This is a genomic window from [Flexibacter] sp. ATCC 35103 (assembly GCF_001975985.1).
Classification (GTDB): domain Bacteria; phylum Bacteroidota; class Bacteroidia; order Flavobacteriales; family Flavobacteriaceae; genus Flavobacterium.
The window spans coordinates 738,818-756,408 of record NZ_MTQF01000001.1; the positions used below are offsets into that span (position 1 = coordinate 738,818).

Consider the following 17,591-nt stretch of genomic DNA (forward strand, 5'->3'; position numbering starts at 1 on the left):
TTTTACTAAATGAAAAAATTCATCTTTCTGTTACTCATTAGTCAAATTACTTTTGCGCAAAAAACAATCGTCAAGACGATTTTACATTTCTCCGGAAAAATAGACAAATATCCTATAGAAATGACCGTTGAATTTATTCAGGGAAAAGATTCTGTTTCAGGAAGCTATTATTATGTAAAAAGCGGTAAAGACAGATCTATTTTTACAAATGGTATTTTAAAAAATGGGGAGATCAAACTGGAGGAAACTGCATATACATCAACCAAAACAGGAAATGTCGCTAAAAAAACAGGCTCTTTTTTATTACAGCTTAATAAGCAATATGGATTAAGCGGTATTTGGGAAAATGATAAAAAAGACAAAAAATTTGATGTCATCCTTACCTGTCTGGAAGATTTGTCGTCATTTAATCCTAAAAACTACAGCTACAAACTAAACCAGTATAAAGGAAAAGCCGAAAACACAAATGGTGAATTAGCCGATAATTTCCTGATCAGCAAACTGGATATTTACAATTCTAAAAAAGAAATAGTACAAACGCTTTCCCGTTTTAATAAAGTGATTTACGAAAAAGACGGACAAGTAGAATTAGAAGACCTGAATTTTGATGGCCTTTTAGACATCAAAATTCCAATCTATTTCCCGGACCGAATAAAGTATGATGGTGGTTTTCTTTATTATATTTATGATAAAACGAAAAAGCAATTTATCAGAAACATAAAACTTGAAGAATTAGAATATTTATTCTTCGATCAAAAAAATAAGGAGTTTATTAAATATGAAGCTGATGGAAGCGGAAACGAAACTGATAACCACTATAAATGGTCAAATAACAATTTCTATTTGATTAAAAAGGTTCAAAGTTTCGAAGACAATGACAAAACTACCTATACTGAATACGAGATAAAAAACAATAAATCAGTAAAAGTCAAAGAGTATCAAAAATAAAAAAAGCCATGAATTTATTCCTTTAAATTCATGGCTTTTAATTTATATCTTAATTTTTTTTATGACAACTGAAATTCAATAGCTGCATTTGAATGTATTAAAGCAGTATCAAAAACAGGAACAGTTAAATCTTCTGGTTTTATTACCAAAGGAATCTCTGTACATCCTAAAATTATTCCCTCTGCTCCTTCTTTTATCAATTGATTTGCAATTTCTAAATAACGTTTCTTAGTTTCGTGTGTTACAAGTCCTTTTCCTAACTCTTCAAAAATTGTTGTGTGAATAAAATCCTTATCACTTTCGCTTTGCGGTATTATAGCTTCAATTCCCTGATCGATTAGTTTGTCTTTAAAAAAATCAAGTTCCATTGTGAATTTAGTGCCTAACAAACCTACTTTCTTCAATCCTTGTTTCTTAATTGCTGTAGCCGTTGCAGAAGCGATATGAATAATAGGTAAATCAATTTCCTTTTCGAGTCTGTCAGCAATAAAATGCATTGTATTGGCACATAAAACTATCGCTGTTGCACCGCCTTGTTTAAGAAACTGGCAGCCTTTTAAAAGCATCCTGAAAGTAGCATCCCAATCGTTGGCTTCATTATTCTTTTTTATATCAGCATAATTAAAAGAGTAAATCAAACATTCTGAAAAGTTAAGACCTCCCAGTTTATCATTTATCCCCTCATTTATAAGTTTGTAATAATCAGCAGTAGAAACCCAGCTAATTCCGCCTATAAGTCCAATTATCTTCATAAAAAATCAAATTAATTATCCTATTTCCCTAATTCCTTTTATAAAAATCCATTTCATAAACAGCTTTTCACCGTCTTTGGTTTTCACTGCCTGAAATTTAGGCGAAATCAAAGTTGCTACGATAAAAGCCGTCATAGGAATCCAAAATCCCGTTAATCCTGTATACATAGCCACCAAATATCTCCCTAAAATAAATAGAATAGCGAAACATCCTAATTGGTATAAAAAAGCTCTTACTTGTAATTTTGACATCGTCTTAAAGTTGCTAAGGTTCTGAGAATCTAAGTTCCTAAGTTTTTATTTAGAAGCTTATTTTTACTGAACCCGAATTATTATTATTTGTTATTACTATTGAATGCAAAGCTAAAAAACTTAGCAACTCAGTATCTTAGTAACTTAGAACCTTATTCATTAACCTGAAACTTCGTTCTTTTACTTCCTTCGTACATTTCGTATTTTACCAAACGTGCCTCAAGACTTGCGTTAAAGAGTTTGATTTTTCTTGAAGGTTTTAATCCCACAAATTTCAATGCTTCAAGATTTGCAGTAATAAACCAGGCATTTGTTCCCGGATAGCTTTTCTTTAAAGTATCTCCAATGTTTTTGTAGAATTCTTCCATATGAATGTCCAGACGTTCATCATAAGGCGGATTAAAAACCATATGCAACTTTCCTTCAACTGCTTTTTCAGTGTCAAAAAAGTTTTCTTCCTGAATGGTAACATAATCTTCTAAATTGGCATTTTTAATATTGTCTTTTGCTTTGTTTACAGCACTTGGCGCTTTATCAAAACCTTTAATCGTATAATGAAACTCCTTTGTTTTTTTCATTAAACTGTTTATAATCTGTTCAAACAAATCATTATCCCAGTCTTTCCATTTTTCAAAAGCAAATTCTTTACGGTTAATATTAGCCGGAATATTACAGGCAATCATAGCCGCCTCAGCCAGGAAAGTTCCTGAACCACACATTGGATCTAAAAAGTGACTTTGACCTTCCCAACCTGACAACAATAAAATCCCTGCTGCCAAAACCTCGTTGATAGGTGCAATATTTGTAGCTGTTCTGTAACCACGCTGATGTAATGAATTTCCGGAGGTATCTAATGCAACCGAAACCTGATCTTTATCGATATGTATATTAATCCTTAAATCAGGAAAAGCTTTATCAATACTTGGGCGCTGACCGGTTCTTTCTCTAAACTGATCTACAATCGCATCTTTACATTTTTGAGAAACAAACTCAGAGTGGTTAAAATAGGTAGAATGCACCGTTGCATCAATAACAAAAGTTTGATTGGCATTTAGCAATTTAGACCAGTTCACGCCCGAAATCCCTTTATATAATGCTTGTTCATTATTAGCCCTGAACGAGTAAATAGGTTTTAAAACCTTAAGTGCAGTACGCAACGATAAATTAGCTTTATACATAAAACCTTTATCGCCTTTAAAGCTTACCATTCGCACTCCTTTTTCGACATCCTGAGCACCAAGATCACGCAATTCTTTTTCTAATATCTCTTCAAAACCAAAAAAACATTTGGCAATCATTCTAAAATTTTCTTCCATCTTTATTTTTGTATTAAAAAACAACTCCAATCGCAGACGCAATCTGATTATTCAGGTATCGTAACGAAATAGTTATTTTTCGGCAAAAATACACTAAATTTGCGGGACTTTGAATTAATTGAAATAGAATAAATGTCTGAAGCACCAAACTCATCAACACCAAATCAGGAGCGTAACACCGAAAATTGGTTTACTTCATGGTTTGATACTCCTTATTATCACATACTATATAAAGATAGAAACTACCGCGAAGCACAGATTTTCATGGATAATCTAACGCATTACCTTAATCTGCCTGAAAAAGCAAAAGTTCTTGATTTAGCTTGCGGAAAAGGACGTCATTCTATTTATTTAAATCAATTAGGGTTCAATGTCTTAGGCGCAGATTTATCCGAAAACAGTATTGCCGAAGCCAGTAAAAACAGCAACGAAACCCTGCATTTTAAAGTGCACGATATGCGCGAGCCTTTTGAAGAAAAGTTTGATGCTATTTTTAATTTGTTTACCAGTTTTGGCTATTTTGAAAGTGACGAAGATAACCTGACAACGCTAAAAGCCATAAAAGACAGTTTAACTGAATATGGTTTTGCTGTAATCGATTTTATGAACGTGGCGAATGTTATCGAAACCCTTGTTCCTGAAGAAGTAAAAACTGTTGACGGGATTGATTTTAAAATCAAAAGATACGTTCAGGACGGACATATCTTTAAAGAAATAGATTTTGAAGACCAGGGACATCAATATCATTTTACCGAAAAAGTAAAAGCTTTAACCCTTAAAGACTTTGAAGAATTAATGGCCGAAGCCGGAATTTTTCTTCTAGATATTTTTGGTGATTATAAACTAAAAAAGTTTCACAAAACCGAAAGCGAACGATTAATCATGATTTTTAAGTAACTGTTTAATTGTTGAACTGTTAATTTGTTTAATCGTTTTTTAAACAACTAACAAAGCCGATTAAACAATTAAACAAATTAACGATTGAACTAAAAAATGAACTATTTATTACCCTTATTTTCTGTACTTTTAGGTTATGGTGTGGCTTTGTTTTTAAAACCAAAAAGCAAAACCAATCTAAAATTATTGCTGGCCTTTAGCGGTTCATTTTTATTGTCGTTAACTGTAATGCATTTATTGCCCGAAGTTTACGAAACACACAATCACAATATTGGTGTTTTTATCATGGTCGGGATTTTGTTCCAGATTATACTCGAATTTTTCTCAAAAGGCGCAGAACACGGTCATGTTCACGGACATGCCCAAATGAGCCAGATTCCGTGGCTACTTTTTATCAGTTTGTGTATTCACGCTTTTTTAGAAGGTTTTCCGGTAAGTCATCATCATGGTTTGGCACTTGGGATCGCCATTCATCACTTGCCAATTGCGGTAATTCTGACCACTTTTTTCATTAATGCAAACCTTAATAAAAAAGCCATTTTTGCCTTCATGCTTACCTTTGCCCTTATGACGCCACTTGGTACAATTGCATCTGAATATCTTGCTTTTTTAAATGACTATTATACAGAGATCACCGCTATTGTTATCGGGATTTTATTTCATATTTCGTCTACGATTATTTTCGAAAGCAGCGAAGGACATAAATTTAACGTTGCCAAAGTTTCCATGATTGTTCTGGGAATTTTATTGGCATTTATGTTATAATCAGGGCGTGACCCTATCCCGTAAGCGGGCCAACTTTATTTACGGTTATTCGCCCTCTTATCGGGATACGGTCGGGCTATCCGCACTACTTCGGTAGTTTACTCCTATCCCTCACGCAACAGCACTTTAAGTAAAAATCATTTTCAGGAGATTCAAAAAACTTTGTAACTTTGAGACTTTGCAACTTACAACCTAAAAAACAAAAATGACATTTACTAAAACCACAGAACAAGCCTCAAAATACGAACATTTAGAAAAAATGTCTGTTCATGATTTGCTTACCAATATTAATAATGAAGACAAAACCGTTCCTAACGCAGTCGAAAAAGCCATACCACAAATTGAAGCTTTGGTTGCAGAAGTTGTCGCTAAATTAAAATTAGGCGGACGAATTTTTTATATCGGAGCCGGAACTTCAGGACGTTTAGGCGTTGTTGACGCCTCAGAATGTCCTCCTACTTTTGGCGTTCCTTTTGATTTAGTAAACGGAATCATTGCCGGTGGAGACACAGCGATTCGTCGTGCCGTAGAAAATGCCGAAGATAATCCAACACAAGCCTGGATCGATTTGCAAAACAATAATATTGGTGCAAATGATGTAGTAATTGGTATTGCAGCTTCAGGAACAACTCCTTATGTTATTGGCGGTCTGGAAACTTGTAATCAAAATAATATTCTTACGGGTTGCATAACCTGCAATGCAGGAAGTCCATTGGCACTTACAGCTCAATTTCCTGTAGAAGTTGTTGTAGGTCCTGAATTCGTTACCGGAAGCTCCAGAATGAAAGCCGGAACAGCTCAAAAATTAGTGCTTAACATGATTTCGACCGCCGCTATGATCCAGCTTGGTAAAGTAAAAGGCAACAAAATGGTTGATATGCAATTAAGCAATATAAAACTGGTAGATCGAGGTGTAAAAATGATTATGGAAGAAATTCCCGTTTCATACGAAGAAGCTTCTGAATTATTGAAAAAATACGGCAGCGTGAGAAATGCTGTCGATAATTATAATAAGTAAAAGGTTTTCTGTAAAATGTAAAATGTGGTTTAACCGTAAAGAACGGTACGTTTTACGCAGGATTAGCAAGGTTCGCAAAGGTTTTTCATTTCGAAGAATGAGAAATCACACTTGTAAATCGACAAGATTGCGATAAACCTGAAACTAAAAAAACCTGAAACTAAAAAAACTTGAAACCTGAAACCTTTCAAACCTGAAACAAAAAAATTATGGCAACAAATAAAGAATTACTAGGAAAAGGAATTAAATATTTATCAGGTTCGTTGCCTTTATTATTTATTGGACCTACTTTGATTTATAATGCTTTTATGAATCAGCATACCAACTGGCATTATTTAGTTCTGGGAATTGGAATTGTGGCTTGCTTAAGTTCTATGTTTTTAATTTTTTACGGATTAAAAACTATTATGAAAGGTTTGTTTAATGACTAAATTAGACGCTAAGCAAACCCGACAGGTTTTAAAAACCTGTCCGGTTTAATTCAATCTTTAAATTAAAAACTCTTATTTATTTGATACAATATGGAAAGTCTAATTCACATTCAAAAAACCTTCGAGAAAGTCGTTTATATCGACAAAAAAATAAACAATCGTGAGTTTGAAGATTGTGTTTTTAAAAACTGTGACTTTTCTAATAGTAATTTCGCTTACAACACTTTTTTAGACTGTGAATTTATCGATTGCAATTTATCGATGACCAGTTTGTTTGGGACGAATTTAAAAAATGTGACTTTTAAAAACTGTAAACTTCTGGGAATTGCTTTCAATGAATGTGACGATTTTTTATTTCAGGTTTATTTTGAAGAAAGCACTTTAGATTATGCTGTTTTTTCCAATAAAAAAATGCCTAAAACTAAGTTTATCAATTGTTCCGTAAGAGAAGTTACTTTTATTGGATGCAATTTAACAAGCTCACTATTTGATAATTGTAACCTTGAAGGTGCCATTTTTAATGATACACAATTAGCTTCAGTAAATTTTAAAACAGCCTATAATTATAAAATAGATCCGGAATTTAACCCCATGAGAAAAGCACAATTTTCGAATGACGGAATTGTAGGTCTTTTAGATAAATACGATATTAAAATTGTATAAAAGCAAGCATTAGATAAAAAACACTGCCACGAATTTCACGAATGTACACTAATTTTTCAGACATTAAAACATAATTTTAATTCTTGAATATTCGCGAGATTCGTGCAAAAAAACACAAATATGAAGGCAACTGAATCTTATTTAGAAAGCGTTAAAAAGCAATTTTTATATTATAAAATGCTGGGCGAAAAAGCCATAGACCAGTTAGAACCCAATCAGCTTTTTGTTGCTGTAAACGAAGACACAAATAGTATTGCAGCCATAATCAAACATATTTCAGGCAATATGCTTTCGCGTTGGACAGATTTCCTGACTTCAGATGGAGAAAAAGAATGGCGCAATCGCGATGCCGAATTTGAAAATGATTTGCAATCTAAAGAAGAAGTTTTACTAGTTTGGAACAAAGGCTGGGATTGTTTTCTAAGTACTTTAAACAACTTAAAACCAGAACAACTTTCAGACATTATATACATTCGTAATGAAGGTCATACTGTTATTGAAGCCATAAATCGTCAATTGGCACATTATCCTTATCATATTGGGCAGATTGTTTTTTATGCGAAACAATTAAAGAACGGCAGTTGGAACAGTTTATCGATTCCCAGAAATAAATCCGGAAATTATAATGCTGAAAAGTTTGCCAAAGAAAAAGAAATCAAGAACTTTACCGATGATGAATTAAAGAGATTAAAATAACAATTTTAGTCTGAGCCAAAGTCTAGAGCTTATGACATTTATTATATTTATTTTGGAACTATAAATATGAAAAAAAACAACAACGAAACACATCATTTCCTGCCAAGTGGAGAATGGGAAGGATTTTATTGTTATTCTAATTCACCTCAGCAACATAAAATGTCTATTGAACTGAATTTTGCAAACTCTATTGTTTCAGGCTCAGGAAGTGACGATGTAAACTCGTTTCGATGGAATGGCATTTATAATTTAGAGCATTTTAAAATTAAAATGGTTAAAAAATATCCCACACATATCATTAATTATAATGGAGATATTGACGAAAATGGTATTTGGGGCGTTTGGGATAATCCCGAAGATTTGAGTGGATTTGATGAATTTGGCCCTGCCCTTTTACAAAATATAAAAGCAATGACTCACGGAGGTTTTCATATCTGGCCTAAAGCATCCAACAGTGAATCTAAAGAAGAAATCAGAGAGGAAGTACAAGAATCTAAAAAATTAAAAGAATTTTATATCCGAAAAATCTAAACATAAATATACCAGCCCTGATTGTCCTGAAGTACCTGGAGATATAAGAAATTAGAATAAAAAGCAGGAAAGAGCCCAAAAAACAAAACAGTTAAAATGAAAAAAATTATATTCTTATTACCTTTATTAGCCTTAGTATCCTGTTATGATGCAGAACACAATTGTAAAGATTTTAAAAACGGAAAATTCAAATTTGAATTTGATGTAAATGGCGTAAAAAAAACAACTGTTTTTGAACGTAAAGATGGTATCGAAATCGAAACTTTTGAAGGAAAAACAGATACCTCAACAGTTCGCTGGGTTAGTGATTGTGAATATGTGCTGCAAAAGAAACATCCTAAAAATATGGCTGAAGAAAAAGCAATCAGCATGAAGATTTTAACGACCTCTAAAAATTCATATACGTTTGAGTTTGGAATGGTAGGTTCTGATCAAAAACAACGCGGTACGGTTGTAAAGTTAGACTAACACCTGTTTATTATAAAAAAAGAAGTCCTGTTTGGGACTCTTTTTATGAGTTTTGCCATAAAGGCTCAAAGACGCAAAGAAATAAGTACTTTGTGCCTTTGAGCCTTTGTCGCAAATAATTAAAAGTTTCTTTTACATTTCTATTTTAAATCTTACATTAGGACCTAAATCTTACGCATGAAAAATACCATTTCGCATAGAGTTGCCGACTTTTTAAAGGGCTTCCCTCCTTTTAGCTTTTTACATCAAAAGGATTTAGAAAAACTATCTGAACAAATTTCTATTGTTTATAAAGATAAAGATGCCGTAATCTTTGCAGAAAATGAGCAAACACATGATTCTTTTTATGTGGTTCATAAAGGAGCGGTTGCGCTTAAAAAAAGCTCAAAGAGCACGGTTTTAGACATGTGTGACGAAGGGGATATTTTTGGATTGCGTCCGCTTTTGGCACAGGAAAATTATATAATGGAAGCCGTAGCGCATGAAGAAACCATTTTATACGCCATTCCTATTGCGGTTTTTAAACCTTATGCGCTTGAAAACAGAACCGTTGGTAATTTCCTGATCGAAAGTTATGCCTCTAATACCCGAAATCCGTATTCAGACATTCATAAGGATAAATTATATGGTGATGATTTGCTTCATGAAAATCATCATGCCGCAAAAGATTCCTTTGATTTACAGCCCATCAAATATTCGAAGAAAATTGTGACTTGCGAGCCATCGACAACTGCGAGAGATATTGCAAAAATCATGACAAAGAAAAAAGTCGGAGCGATATTAATCGTAGATGAAATGCTGCCAATAGGTATTATTACTGACAAAGATTTGCGCAATAAAATTGTTACTGGAGATTATTCGATCCTTACTACTGCAGAAACCATAATGACCAAACCTGTTGTTACTTATCCTAAAAAAATGACGGTTACAGAGGCGCAAATGGCAATGATGAAAAGCAACATTAGTTATTTATGTTTGACAAAAGACGGAACAACAAACACTAAAGCTGTCGGGATTTTATCTAAACATGACGTAATGGTGGCTTTAGGGAATAATCCTGCCGTTTTAATAAAAGCGCTTAAAAGAGCTAAAAAAACGAAAGAAATTAAACCTATCCGTGCGCGAATCATGCAATTGCTTCAGGGATATTTAGACCAAAATATTCCGATGACTTTGATTTCTAAAATCATAACAGAGTTAAACGAAGCCTGCACAACACGCGTCATCGAAATTTCATTAGAAAAAATGAGCAGTCCGCCACCTGTAAAATTTGCATGGCTGGCTTTGGGAAGTCAGGGACGAAGCGAGCAAATGCTGCATACAGATCAGGATAATGCGATTGTTTATGAAAATGTTTCTGATGTTTTTAAGGATGAAACCAGAGTTTACTTTTTAAAATTTGCAGCTCTTGTCAATAAAGGCCTTTTTGAAATTGGTTATGATTATTGTCCTGCCGAAATGATGGCTTCGAACCCAAAATGGTGTATGAGCCTGGACGAATGGAAAAATCAGGTAAAACACTGGATTACCAATCCGGGGAAAAATGAAGTTTTATTGTCGTTTATATTCTTTGACTACAGCCTTACTTACGGTGATGCAGCCATTGTTGACGAGTTATCAGAATCTATTTTTGAGAGTGTAAAAGCAAATCCGGTTTTTTATGTTCATTTGGTAAGTGGTGCTTTGCAAAGCCCGTCTCCAACGGGGTTTTTCAGGCAGTTTCTGGTAGAACAAGACGGAGCCAATAAAGATCATTTTGATATTAAAAGAAGGGCTTTAATGCCTTTGACAGATGCTGCCAGAGTTTTGATCTTATCACACTCTGTTAAATCAATCAGTAATACGGCAGAACGATTTGAAAAACTTGCTGAGCTGGAACCTAATAATAGAGAATTGTATTTGTCATGTTCCTACTCTTTTAAAGCGTTATTAAAATTCAGAACCAAGCAAGGTCTTTTGCATCATGATTCCGGACAATTTATTGCATTGGAATCCTTATCAAAAATGGAAAAAATAAAACTAAAAAGAACTTTTAAAACCATTAAGGAACTTCAGGAATTAATTTCGGTTCGTTTTAATATTTCAAATCTGGTTTAACTATGAGTTTATTTAATTTTTGGAAAAAAGAAGAAAATCTCTTTGATGAAACCATTTCGATTGAAGAAACCCGATTTGTCGTTTTAGATACTGAAACAACGGGTTTTGATTACGAGAACGACCGCATATTATGTATTGGCGCTCTTGCGCTGCAAAACGGAATAATCGCCATTCAGGATAGTTTTGAAGTTTATATAGAACAGGATCATTACGACAAAGCCACTGCTCAGATTCATGGCATACTAAAAGCATTCGTAATTCAGCGCCCTACAGAGTTAGCAGCTTTACAGCAATTTTTAGCTTTTTTAGGAGATTCCATTATTATCGCACATCATACTATTTTTGATGTCACAATGATCAATAAAGCCCTGGAACGAAACGGATTACCAGAATTAACGAATAAACGCTTAGATACCGCGATATTATATAAAAAGACTTTAATAAAATCACATTTATTCGAACGAAAAGACCATTACACGCTCGACGATCTTGCTGATAAATTCGATATTTCTAAAAAAGACCGCCATACTGCTTTAGGGGATGCTTACATAACCGCAATTGCTTTTTTGAAGATCGTAAAAAAACTAAAAGAGAAAAAACATATTAATTTGAATTCTTTGTTTAAGTAAAAAGGATGTTACTTAAATTTTATCCATTACATTATTTAATCTAACATTTAAAGTTTCTTTCCACTCTACACTAGGACAATTTTTAATTAAATCTTGATATTTATTATTATCTATCTTTCCAAATAATGATTCTACTAAATGTAATAATGTCCATTGTAAGTCATAAAATGAATTCTCAGGAAAAATTTTAATTAATACCTCTCCTTCTTGTAATGAAATTGGCTTTACTATTGATTGTAAGAGTTCATCATATTGTTCTATTTGCTTATCTATAGATGCGTCATCATTCAAACTTTCATTTGGCATTCTGCCCATTTTTTCTATTTTTTTTATTTCCTCTCTAATCATACTATTTTTTATTTAGACATTACTATTATAACCTGTTTAAATTACTTGTTCTTTGGATGTAGATTATATATTTCAATTTAAACCTACATTACATTTTAAATTAAATCAACTAATTCACCTTCGGTTTCTAATAAATTCCCATACGGTAAAACACCTTTCTTATATTCTAACCATAGAGAATTTAGCCAAAAATCATTTTGTTTCGTTTCTAGTGATTGTACGATCATTCCAAAATCATCTGATAAATAAGAGGATAAATCAGAATTATTTGTAATAGAATAAACTAGTTTGAAAACTTTTTCTCTTAAACTATCACTTATATTTTCTATTTTACTTTTTTCAACTTTTTCTTTTAAAGTATTAAATATTTCCATCCACCTTTCAGAGAAATCATCGTTATCTCTTTCATCTAAAATAATATCAAAATCATCTTCTGTATAATTTGACAGGGTTATTGGCAAATTATTTTCAATGAAAAAGTTTAGTTTATTTAAAATTTGCTCCATTTTATTGTTTAACATCTAAAATTATATTAATCGAGTTCTGCCCTTGAAAACAAATCAAGTATCAATGTTTTGTTTTCACAAGCTTCTTTAAACGCTATAATAAATGTCTTTAATGCAGCTGTATCTGAAGAATAAGCACAAAACATACTGCTTTCAGGATCAAACTTAACGACATTGATAAATTCAGGCTTTTGTTCCTCTAAAAAAACTTGCGCTAAAGATGCCCAATCATATCCATTACCTTCAAAACCTTCATCTTCTCTTGTTTCGAAAATCTCTGTTTTATATTCTCCTACATTCAAACATACCGAAGCGCTTTTCTCATGTTCTGTCCAAAAAAAAGGGGCAATTAATTTATTAATGTCCATATTGCTGTAACTCATCAAAAAGTTCATCACCATTAGCTTTTATCCCATCTCGATATTTTGCTGGTATTTTACCTCCACATCTCTCAAACCATTCGTTAAAAACTGATTTCCAATATTGAACCTTATCTTTTTTAATTAACAAGTTAGCATCAGTTGGATACTTTTTAGAAATCATTATTAATAAATCTATATTTGCCAATAAGGGTTGAGCTACTTTATCATTTTGTTTCATCCAATCACATACACTTTCTATTAAAGAAATGGAAAATTTGATATAATCTACACCAACATATTGGGCTATATCATTGCCTTCTGGCTTTGTACTAAATATTTTCATAATTATAAATTTATTTACATTTTACCTTTTTAGGTTTTTTATGCATTTTATCTGCTAAATCATCTAAAGGATTATCTGACAACCAACGTTCTTTAACTCTTCCTCCATTTTTATTTGCTAAACCAGCTTTATCTAATTGTTCTTCGATCGACAAATTCATACGATCCATTAATGTTAATCTTTCGTCCATTCTTTTTCTAATTAAAGCACCTTCAATGGATCTTGCTTCATCGTGGGAAAGATTGTCTGCTAAAACCTCCATGTTTTCGAAAATTTTACCATTACTAGTATGTTCTCCCATACGCGTTAAAGCATCTCTGCTTGTAATTCCATAATAGTTTACGTTTCCGCTTTCGTCTAACAATTGATAAACTAATTCTCCACTAAGTCCAAATATATCTACCCAACTATTACTATCAAATACATAAGCATATAAATTGGGTTCATGACTTAATAGACCAATTGGATCTTGAGATAAATAAGCACCAGTATCAGGATTATAATATCTAAACCTATTATAATACAAACCTGTCTCTACATCTTCATATTGACCAAGTTGCCTAAATGGAATGAAATTTCTATCGCCTTTTAGATTTCTTAAACCTCCATAAATATCATAATCAGTTTCCCATACTAACTCGCCAAGCTCATTATAAGCTTGTACAGGACGACCAATATAATCATTTACAATACTAAATTTATGCTCACCAATTATTTTAGCACTTGGTACAAAAGAACCTCCCTCATAAACCCATGTTATTAAATTGTCAATTTGGCTCTGGTTTATCATAAACCAAATCATCACCATCAACAACTAGTTTTGGTCTCTCTTTTAGATTATACTTCCATTAGTGAAAAAGAACATTACTTCTCAAACATAATGATTTTTTTCTATAAAGCATTAAAAAAAATAGTATAAATATTACAATTTTATTTAAAGATTTTTAAACTCCATTAAAATAAAAAAGCAGAGAATAATTCCCTGCTTTTAGCTTTTCATTTATAATCTCAAACTAATACTACTTTGCTATATTAAATAGATATTTATCATATTAGGCGTAATTGATATCCAACGAATTATATTCTTTTTCAAAAAAAGCATTCTTCCCAATTTGTTTAAATGGATTATTACATGCTTTAATCAATATTTTATTTATTTTCTTGTGTTCTAATATTTTTTCAACATTAATAACATTTTTAATGTTTAATAAATTTAACTCCTCTAGTTCTTCTAAATCCAGTAAGATAGCGCAATCAAAAACAACAGAAATATTATTTATATACAAACTTTTTAGACTTTTAAATCCAATTATTTTTTCAATCGGAAAATTTTTACCGATACATGCAAATAGTTCTAAAGTCTCAATTTTATGATCGAAAAAAAAAGGAAAAATATCTAAATTTTTCGCATGGCCAAATATAAGATGTTTTAGATTATTTAATTTTGACAATTCATTAACTCTATTAGTATTTTTTTCTGGAGCTAAATCATAATCTATCCATTCTATATTTGGAAAGTTTAAAACATTAAACAAATATGGCTTTACAAGTTCAGGGATAACTAAATATTTTAAATTTTTAAAAATTAAATCACTTGGCCATTTATGCTGACCATCAAAATTAGATACTGGAGAAGTTAATTTTAAGACTTCAATATTCAGCGGTATTTCAATTTTATCTAACCAATCTATTGGAATAGTTAATGATTTTAAATTTAAAAGTTTCCCAATAAAATTTGGATATTCTTTTATCTTATCTTCATCACTTGAAGTAATTGAGAAGGTGATTGATTTAATATCTAAATACTCATTTTCATTTGGGAAATCTAAATATTGTCTATATTCAACATTACCTCCAAAATCTTGTTTTTCAATTGAAAAATACCAATTTGTACTATCTGCATTTATAATTACTTTTTTAATCTGTGTATACATATTAATTAATTACACTTTATTTTTATTCCTTTTGAAGCTTTTTTATCTTTTACAATACCAGCATTTCTAGTTTTTTTTAACTGATGCCTCTGGATTATTTGAATTTAACATATCAAACTGTCCTGTATTTTTAACACTTTCATACTCTTGTTGTTCAAAATGTCTTAAAATTCTATTTTGATTTTTCCAATCTTTCGCATCTCCTAAATCTACTGGGGTAAACTGAACTTTTGTATCAGGATGAGACAACATTGATTGCGCTTTTGTATGACTAGTCTCAGACATTCTACTATTAGCATTTAAACCAGAACCTACGTATGCTTCCCCAGTCGTTGTATTTGTCAAAGTATAGACTCCTGAAGAATTTGGAACTGTAATTGGTGCTTTCACTAAACCAAAGGGATCAATCCAACCGTTACTGTCATTGACATATGCATAAAATGCAGCTCCTCCATCTAGTCCAATTGGGTCTTGAGATAAATACGTCCCAGTCTCAGGCGAGTAATAACGATGTCTATTATAATATAAACCTGTCTCTACATCTTCATATTGACCAAGTTGTCTAAAAGGAATAAATGATTTATCACCTTTTAATTCTCGTAAACCGCCATAAATATCGTAATCAGTTTCCCAAACAACATCTCCAACTTCATTATAAACTTGTATAGGACGACCAATATAATCATTTACGATACTAAATTTATGCTCACCAATTATTTTAGCACTTGGTACGAAAGAACCTCCCTCATAAACCCATGTAATTAAATTCTCAATTGGTTCTGGTTTATCATAAACCAAATCATTACCATCAACAACTAGTTTTGGGTTCTCTTTTAGATCATACATCCACTCATGTATAAGAACATTACCATCCCAAACATAACGATTTATTTCTATAAAGCATTAAAAAAAATAGTATAAATATTACAATTTTAATTTAAACATTTTTAAACTCCATTAAAATAAAAAAGCAGAGAATAATTCCCTGCTTTTAGCTTTTCATTTATAATCTCAAAACTAATACTGTCCGAAAATAATTATCAAGCAGTCTATTTATTATTATCTTTTAATATCTAAATTATATTAATCTAATTCTGCTCTTGAAAACAAATCAAGTATCAATGTTTTGTTTTCACAAGCTTCTTTAAACGCTATAATAAATGTCTTTAATGCAGCTGCATTAGAAGAATAGGCACAGAACATACTTCCTTCGGGATCAAATTTAACCATATCTATAAATTCAGGCTTTTGTTCCTGTAAAAAAACTTGCGCTAAAGATGCCCAATCATATCCATTACCTTCAAAACCTTCATCTTCTCTTGTTTCGAAAATCTCTGTTTTATATTCTCCTACGTTCAAACATACCGAAGCGCTTTTCTCATGTTCTATCCAAAAAAAAGGGGTAATTAATTTATCAATGTCCATATTGCTCTAACTCATCAAAAAGTTCATCACCATTAGCTTTTATTCCATCTCGATATTTTGCTGGTATTTTTCCTCCACACCTCTCAAACCATTCGTTAAAAACTGCTTTCCACTCTTGAACTTTATTCTTCTCAATTGAAAGGTTAGCATCAATTCTAAATTTTCTTGAAAGCATTAATAAGATGTCTATATGAGCCAAAACAGCTTGAGTTGGCTTATTTGTCGTTTTTAACCATTCTATATTTTCTTCAATCTGTCTTAAGGATAAATTGATATATCTTGCATTTGCAAGTTCTGCCATCTCATTTCCCTCAGGAGCTGTACTAAATATTTTCATAGTATATAAATTATTTACATTTTACCTTTTTAGGTTTTTTATGCATTTTATCCGCTAAATCATCAAGTGGATTTCAAAGAACTATTTATGCTACTAAATAAAACCCGCTAAATCAACGGGTTTAATTTTTTTTATTCTGTTATAATAAACTAAAAACTGAAGCAAATAAATTATCTAAAATAAGTATTTAATATACTTTCTTTTTTTTCAGCATTACCTCCTGCCGACATAATATCTATGGCTACATTATATTCTTCAGGGATTTCTCTATTGAAAACTAAATCTTTATAAGGATCTACATTTTTATCTAACTTATAACATAAATAAAGTCTTTCATTTAATGAAGGATAAACTGCTAAATTAGTTAAATCATGTGCATCAATAATATCATTTGCATTTAATGGAATATCTTCCAATACTAAAGCATCAATGACACCGCTTGGATGAGGTCTTGTTGTGTTGCCAGGTGTTGGCGACCACCATAGATTTTTTTTAACTAAACTACCTCCAGCTTCTTTTCCTAAAATTATAAATTCTTTTTCTTTCTCTGTGTTTTCCCATACTCTAACAGTTCTAGTTCCTTTATTTTGATCAATCCAAGTATCTGGATCTTCTCTAAGTATATCTGGTATTGCTCCTTTTATTTCTGTTATATTACTTGATTTCAAGAATTGTCCTGTTACTGCACTAACAGTTAATGTATCAAATATACCTGTATCGACTTTTCCCCAATTTTCATCTTCTCTAAACACTTTATAAAATCGTAAAAAAGGATCTTTTAACATTTGAGCTAATGTAAATATTCCTTTTCTTGTTTCTACACTAACAATTTTACCTTCTTTCCAAGGTGTTGCTCTTTTTGACATATTAAAT

The 17,591-nt window shown here is 31.7% G+C and carries 24 protein-coding genes; 11 read left to right on the forward strand and 13 right to left on the reverse strand.

Going from position 1 to position 17,591, the window contains the following annotated elements:
• The first annotated feature begins 9 nt into the window (after positions 1 to 9).
• On the forward strand, positions 10 to 948 hold the full coding sequence (locus BXU01_RS03060) for a hypothetical protein (RefSeq protein WP_083691637.1): 939 nt from the start codon (positions 10 to 12) through the stop codon (positions 946 to 948).
• A gap of 59 nt (positions 949 to 1,007) precedes the next feature.
• Here BXU01_RS03060 and BXU01_RS03065 read toward each other — a convergent pair whose 3' ends face one another.
• The 3 genes from BXU01_RS03065 to BXU01_RS03075 form a co-directional block, all read right to left on the reverse strand.
• Positions 1,008 to 1,700, reverse strand: coding sequence for an aspartate/glutamate racemase family protein (locus tag BXU01_RS03065; RefSeq protein WP_083691638.1), 693 nt, complete (start codon positions 1,698 to 1,700; stop codon positions 1,008 to 1,010).
• A 15-nt stretch (positions 1,701 to 1,715) separates the two neighbouring features.
• Positions 1,716 to 1,952, reverse strand: a complete 237-nt coding sequence (locus tag BXU01_RS03070) for a hypothetical protein (protein ID WP_055098156.1) — start codon at positions 1,950 to 1,952, stop codon at positions 1,716 to 1,718.
• A gap of 152 nt (positions 1,953 to 2,104) precedes the next feature.
• Positions 2,105 to 3,268 (reverse strand): class I SAM-dependent RNA methyltransferase, encoded by a 1,164-nt coding sequence (locus BXU01_RS03075; RefSeq protein WP_083691639.1) that lies wholly within the window; start codon positions 3,266 to 3,268, stop codon positions 2,105 to 2,107.
• Positions 3,269 to 3,400: 132 nt separating this feature from the next.
• Here BXU01_RS03075 and BXU01_RS03080 point away from each other — a divergent pair, with 132 nt between their 5' ends.
• The 10 genes from BXU01_RS03080 (at position 3,401) to BXU01_RS03125 (ending at position 11,463) form a co-directional block, all read left to right on the forward strand.
• Positions 3,401 to 4,165, forward strand: coding sequence for a bifunctional 2-polyprenyl-6-hydroxyphenol methylase/3-demethylubiquinol 3-O-methyltransferase UbiG (locus tag BXU01_RS03080; RefSeq protein ID WP_083691640.1), 765 nt, complete (start codon positions 3,401 to 3,403; stop codon positions 4,163 to 4,165).
• A 96-nt stretch (positions 4,166 to 4,261) separates the two neighbouring features.
• Positions 4,262 to 4,930 (forward strand): ZIP family metal transporter, encoded by a 669-nt coding sequence (locus BXU01_RS03085; RefSeq protein ID WP_083691641.1) that lies wholly within the window; start codon positions 4,262 to 4,264, stop codon positions 4,928 to 4,930.
• A gap of 205 nt (positions 4,931 to 5,135) precedes the next feature.
• The gene (gene murQ, locus BXU01_RS03090; protein ID WP_083691642.1) at positions 5,136 to 5,948 is read left to right on the forward strand and encodes an N-acetylmuramic acid 6-phosphate etherase; all 813 of its coding nucleotides are present in this window, start codon (positions 5,136 to 5,138) and stop codon (positions 5,946 to 5,948) included.
• A gap of 209 nt (positions 5,949 to 6,157) precedes the next feature.
• Positions 6,158 to 6,379, forward strand: a complete 222-nt coding sequence (locus BXU01_RS03095) for a DUF6095 family protein (protein ID WP_083691643.1) — start codon at positions 6,158 to 6,160, stop codon at positions 6,377 to 6,379.
• A gap of 90 nt (positions 6,380 to 6,469) precedes the next feature.
• Positions 6,470 to 7,042, forward strand: a complete 573-nt coding sequence (locus BXU01_RS03100; RefSeq protein ID WP_083691644.1) for a pentapeptide repeat-containing protein — start codon at positions 6,470 to 6,472, stop codon at positions 7,040 to 7,042.
• A 120-nt stretch (positions 7,043 to 7,162) separates the two neighbouring features.
• Positions 7,163 to 7,738: a DUF1572 family protein gene (locus tag BXU01_RS03105; protein WP_083691645.1), complete on the forward strand. Its 576-nt coding sequence runs from the start codon at positions 7,163 to 7,165 to the stop codon at positions 7,736 to 7,738.
• A gap of 66 nt (positions 7,739 to 7,804) precedes the next feature.
• Positions 7,805 to 8,269, forward strand: a complete 465-nt coding sequence (locus BXU01_RS03110; RefSeq protein ID WP_083691646.1) for a hypothetical protein — start codon at positions 7,805 to 7,807, stop codon at positions 8,267 to 8,269.
• Between the two features lie 96 nt (positions 8,270 to 8,365).
• Positions 8,366 to 8,737 (forward strand): DNA topoisomerase IV, encoded by a 372-nt coding sequence (locus BXU01_RS03115; RefSeq protein WP_083691647.1) that lies wholly within the window; start codon positions 8,366 to 8,368, stop codon positions 8,735 to 8,737.
• 177 nt (positions 8,738 to 8,914) lie between these two features.
• Positions 8,915 to 10,834 carry a DUF294 nucleotidyltransferase-like domain-containing protein gene (locus BXU01_RS03120; protein WP_083691648.1) on the forward strand — a complete coding sequence of 640 codons (1,920 nt, stop codon included), beginning with the start codon at positions 8,915 to 8,917 and terminating at the stop codon, positions 10,832 to 10,834.
• A gap of 2 nt (positions 10,835 to 10,836) precedes the next feature.
• Positions 10,837 to 11,463, forward strand: a complete 627-nt coding sequence (locus BXU01_RS03125; RefSeq protein ID WP_083691649.1) for a PolC-type DNA polymerase III — start codon at positions 10,837 to 10,839, stop codon at positions 11,461 to 11,463.
• A gap of 12 nt (positions 11,464 to 11,475) precedes the next feature.
• Here BXU01_RS03125 and BXU01_RS03130 read toward each other — a convergent pair whose 3' ends face one another.
• The 10 genes from BXU01_RS03130 to BXU01_RS03175 all read right to left on the reverse strand — a co-directional run bounded on the left by BXU01_RS03130 (position 11,476) and on the right by BXU01_RS03175 (position 17,584).
• The gene (locus BXU01_RS03130; RefSeq protein ID WP_255373695.1) at positions 11,476 to 11,811 is read right to left on the reverse strand and encodes a hypothetical protein; all 336 of its coding nucleotides are present in this window, start codon (positions 11,809 to 11,811) and stop codon (positions 11,476 to 11,478) included.
• Between the two features lie 95 nt (positions 11,812 to 11,906).
• Entirely contained in the window at positions 11,907 to 12,332 is a 426-nt protein-coding gene (locus BXU01_RS03135) for a hypothetical protein (protein WP_083691650.1), read from the reverse strand.
• Between the two features lie 11 nt (positions 12,333 to 12,343).
• Positions 12,344 to 12,685, reverse strand: a complete 342-nt coding sequence (locus tag BXU01_RS03140; protein WP_083691651.1) for an immunity 51 family protein — start codon at positions 12,683 to 12,685, stop codon at positions 12,344 to 12,346.
• Positions 12,675 to 13,022: a hypothetical protein gene (locus tag BXU01_RS03145; protein ID WP_083691652.1), complete on the reverse strand. Its 348-nt coding sequence runs from the start codon at positions 13,020 to 13,022 to the stop codon at positions 12,675 to 12,677. Before BXU01_RS03145 ends, BXU01_RS03140 begins: the two co-directional genes overlap by 11 nt.
• Positions 13,023 to 13,032: 10 nt before the next feature.
• Positions 13,033 to 13,830 carry an RHS repeat domain-containing protein gene (locus BXU01_RS03150; protein ID WP_165689751.1) on the reverse strand — a complete coding sequence of 266 codons (798 nt, stop codon included), beginning with the start codon at positions 13,828 to 13,830 and terminating at the stop codon, positions 13,033 to 13,035.
• Positions 13,831 to 14,074: 244 nt separating this feature from the next.
• Entirely contained in the window at positions 14,075 to 14,956 is an 882-nt protein-coding gene (locus tag BXU01_RS03155; protein WP_083691653.1) for a hypothetical protein, read from the reverse strand.
• Positions 14,957 to 15,022: 66 nt separating this feature from the next.
• Positions 15,023 to 15,802 carry an RHS repeat-associated core domain-containing protein gene (locus BXU01_RS23935; RefSeq protein ID WP_083691654.1) on the reverse strand — a complete coding sequence of 260 codons (780 nt, stop codon included), beginning with the start codon at positions 15,800 to 15,802 and terminating at the stop codon, positions 15,023 to 15,025.
• A 237-nt stretch (positions 15,803 to 16,039) separates the two neighbouring features.
• Positions 16,040 to 16,381 (reverse strand): immunity 51 family protein, encoded by a 342-nt coding sequence (locus tag BXU01_RS03165; protein WP_083691655.1) that lies wholly within the window; start codon positions 16,379 to 16,381, stop codon positions 16,040 to 16,042.
• A complete protein-coding gene (locus tag BXU01_RS03170) occupies positions 16,371 to 16,718 on the reverse strand; it encodes a hypothetical protein (RefSeq protein WP_083691656.1) in 348 nt (115 codons plus the stop codon). Before BXU01_RS03170 ends, BXU01_RS03165 begins: the two co-directional genes overlap by 11 nt.
• A 170-nt stretch (positions 16,719 to 16,888) precedes the next feature.
• On the reverse strand, positions 16,889 to 17,584 hold the full coding sequence (locus tag BXU01_RS03175) for a hypothetical protein (protein ID WP_083691657.1): 696 nt from the start codon (positions 17,582 to 17,584) through the stop codon (positions 16,889 to 16,891).
• Positions 17,585 to 17,591: the final 7 nt, after the last annotated feature.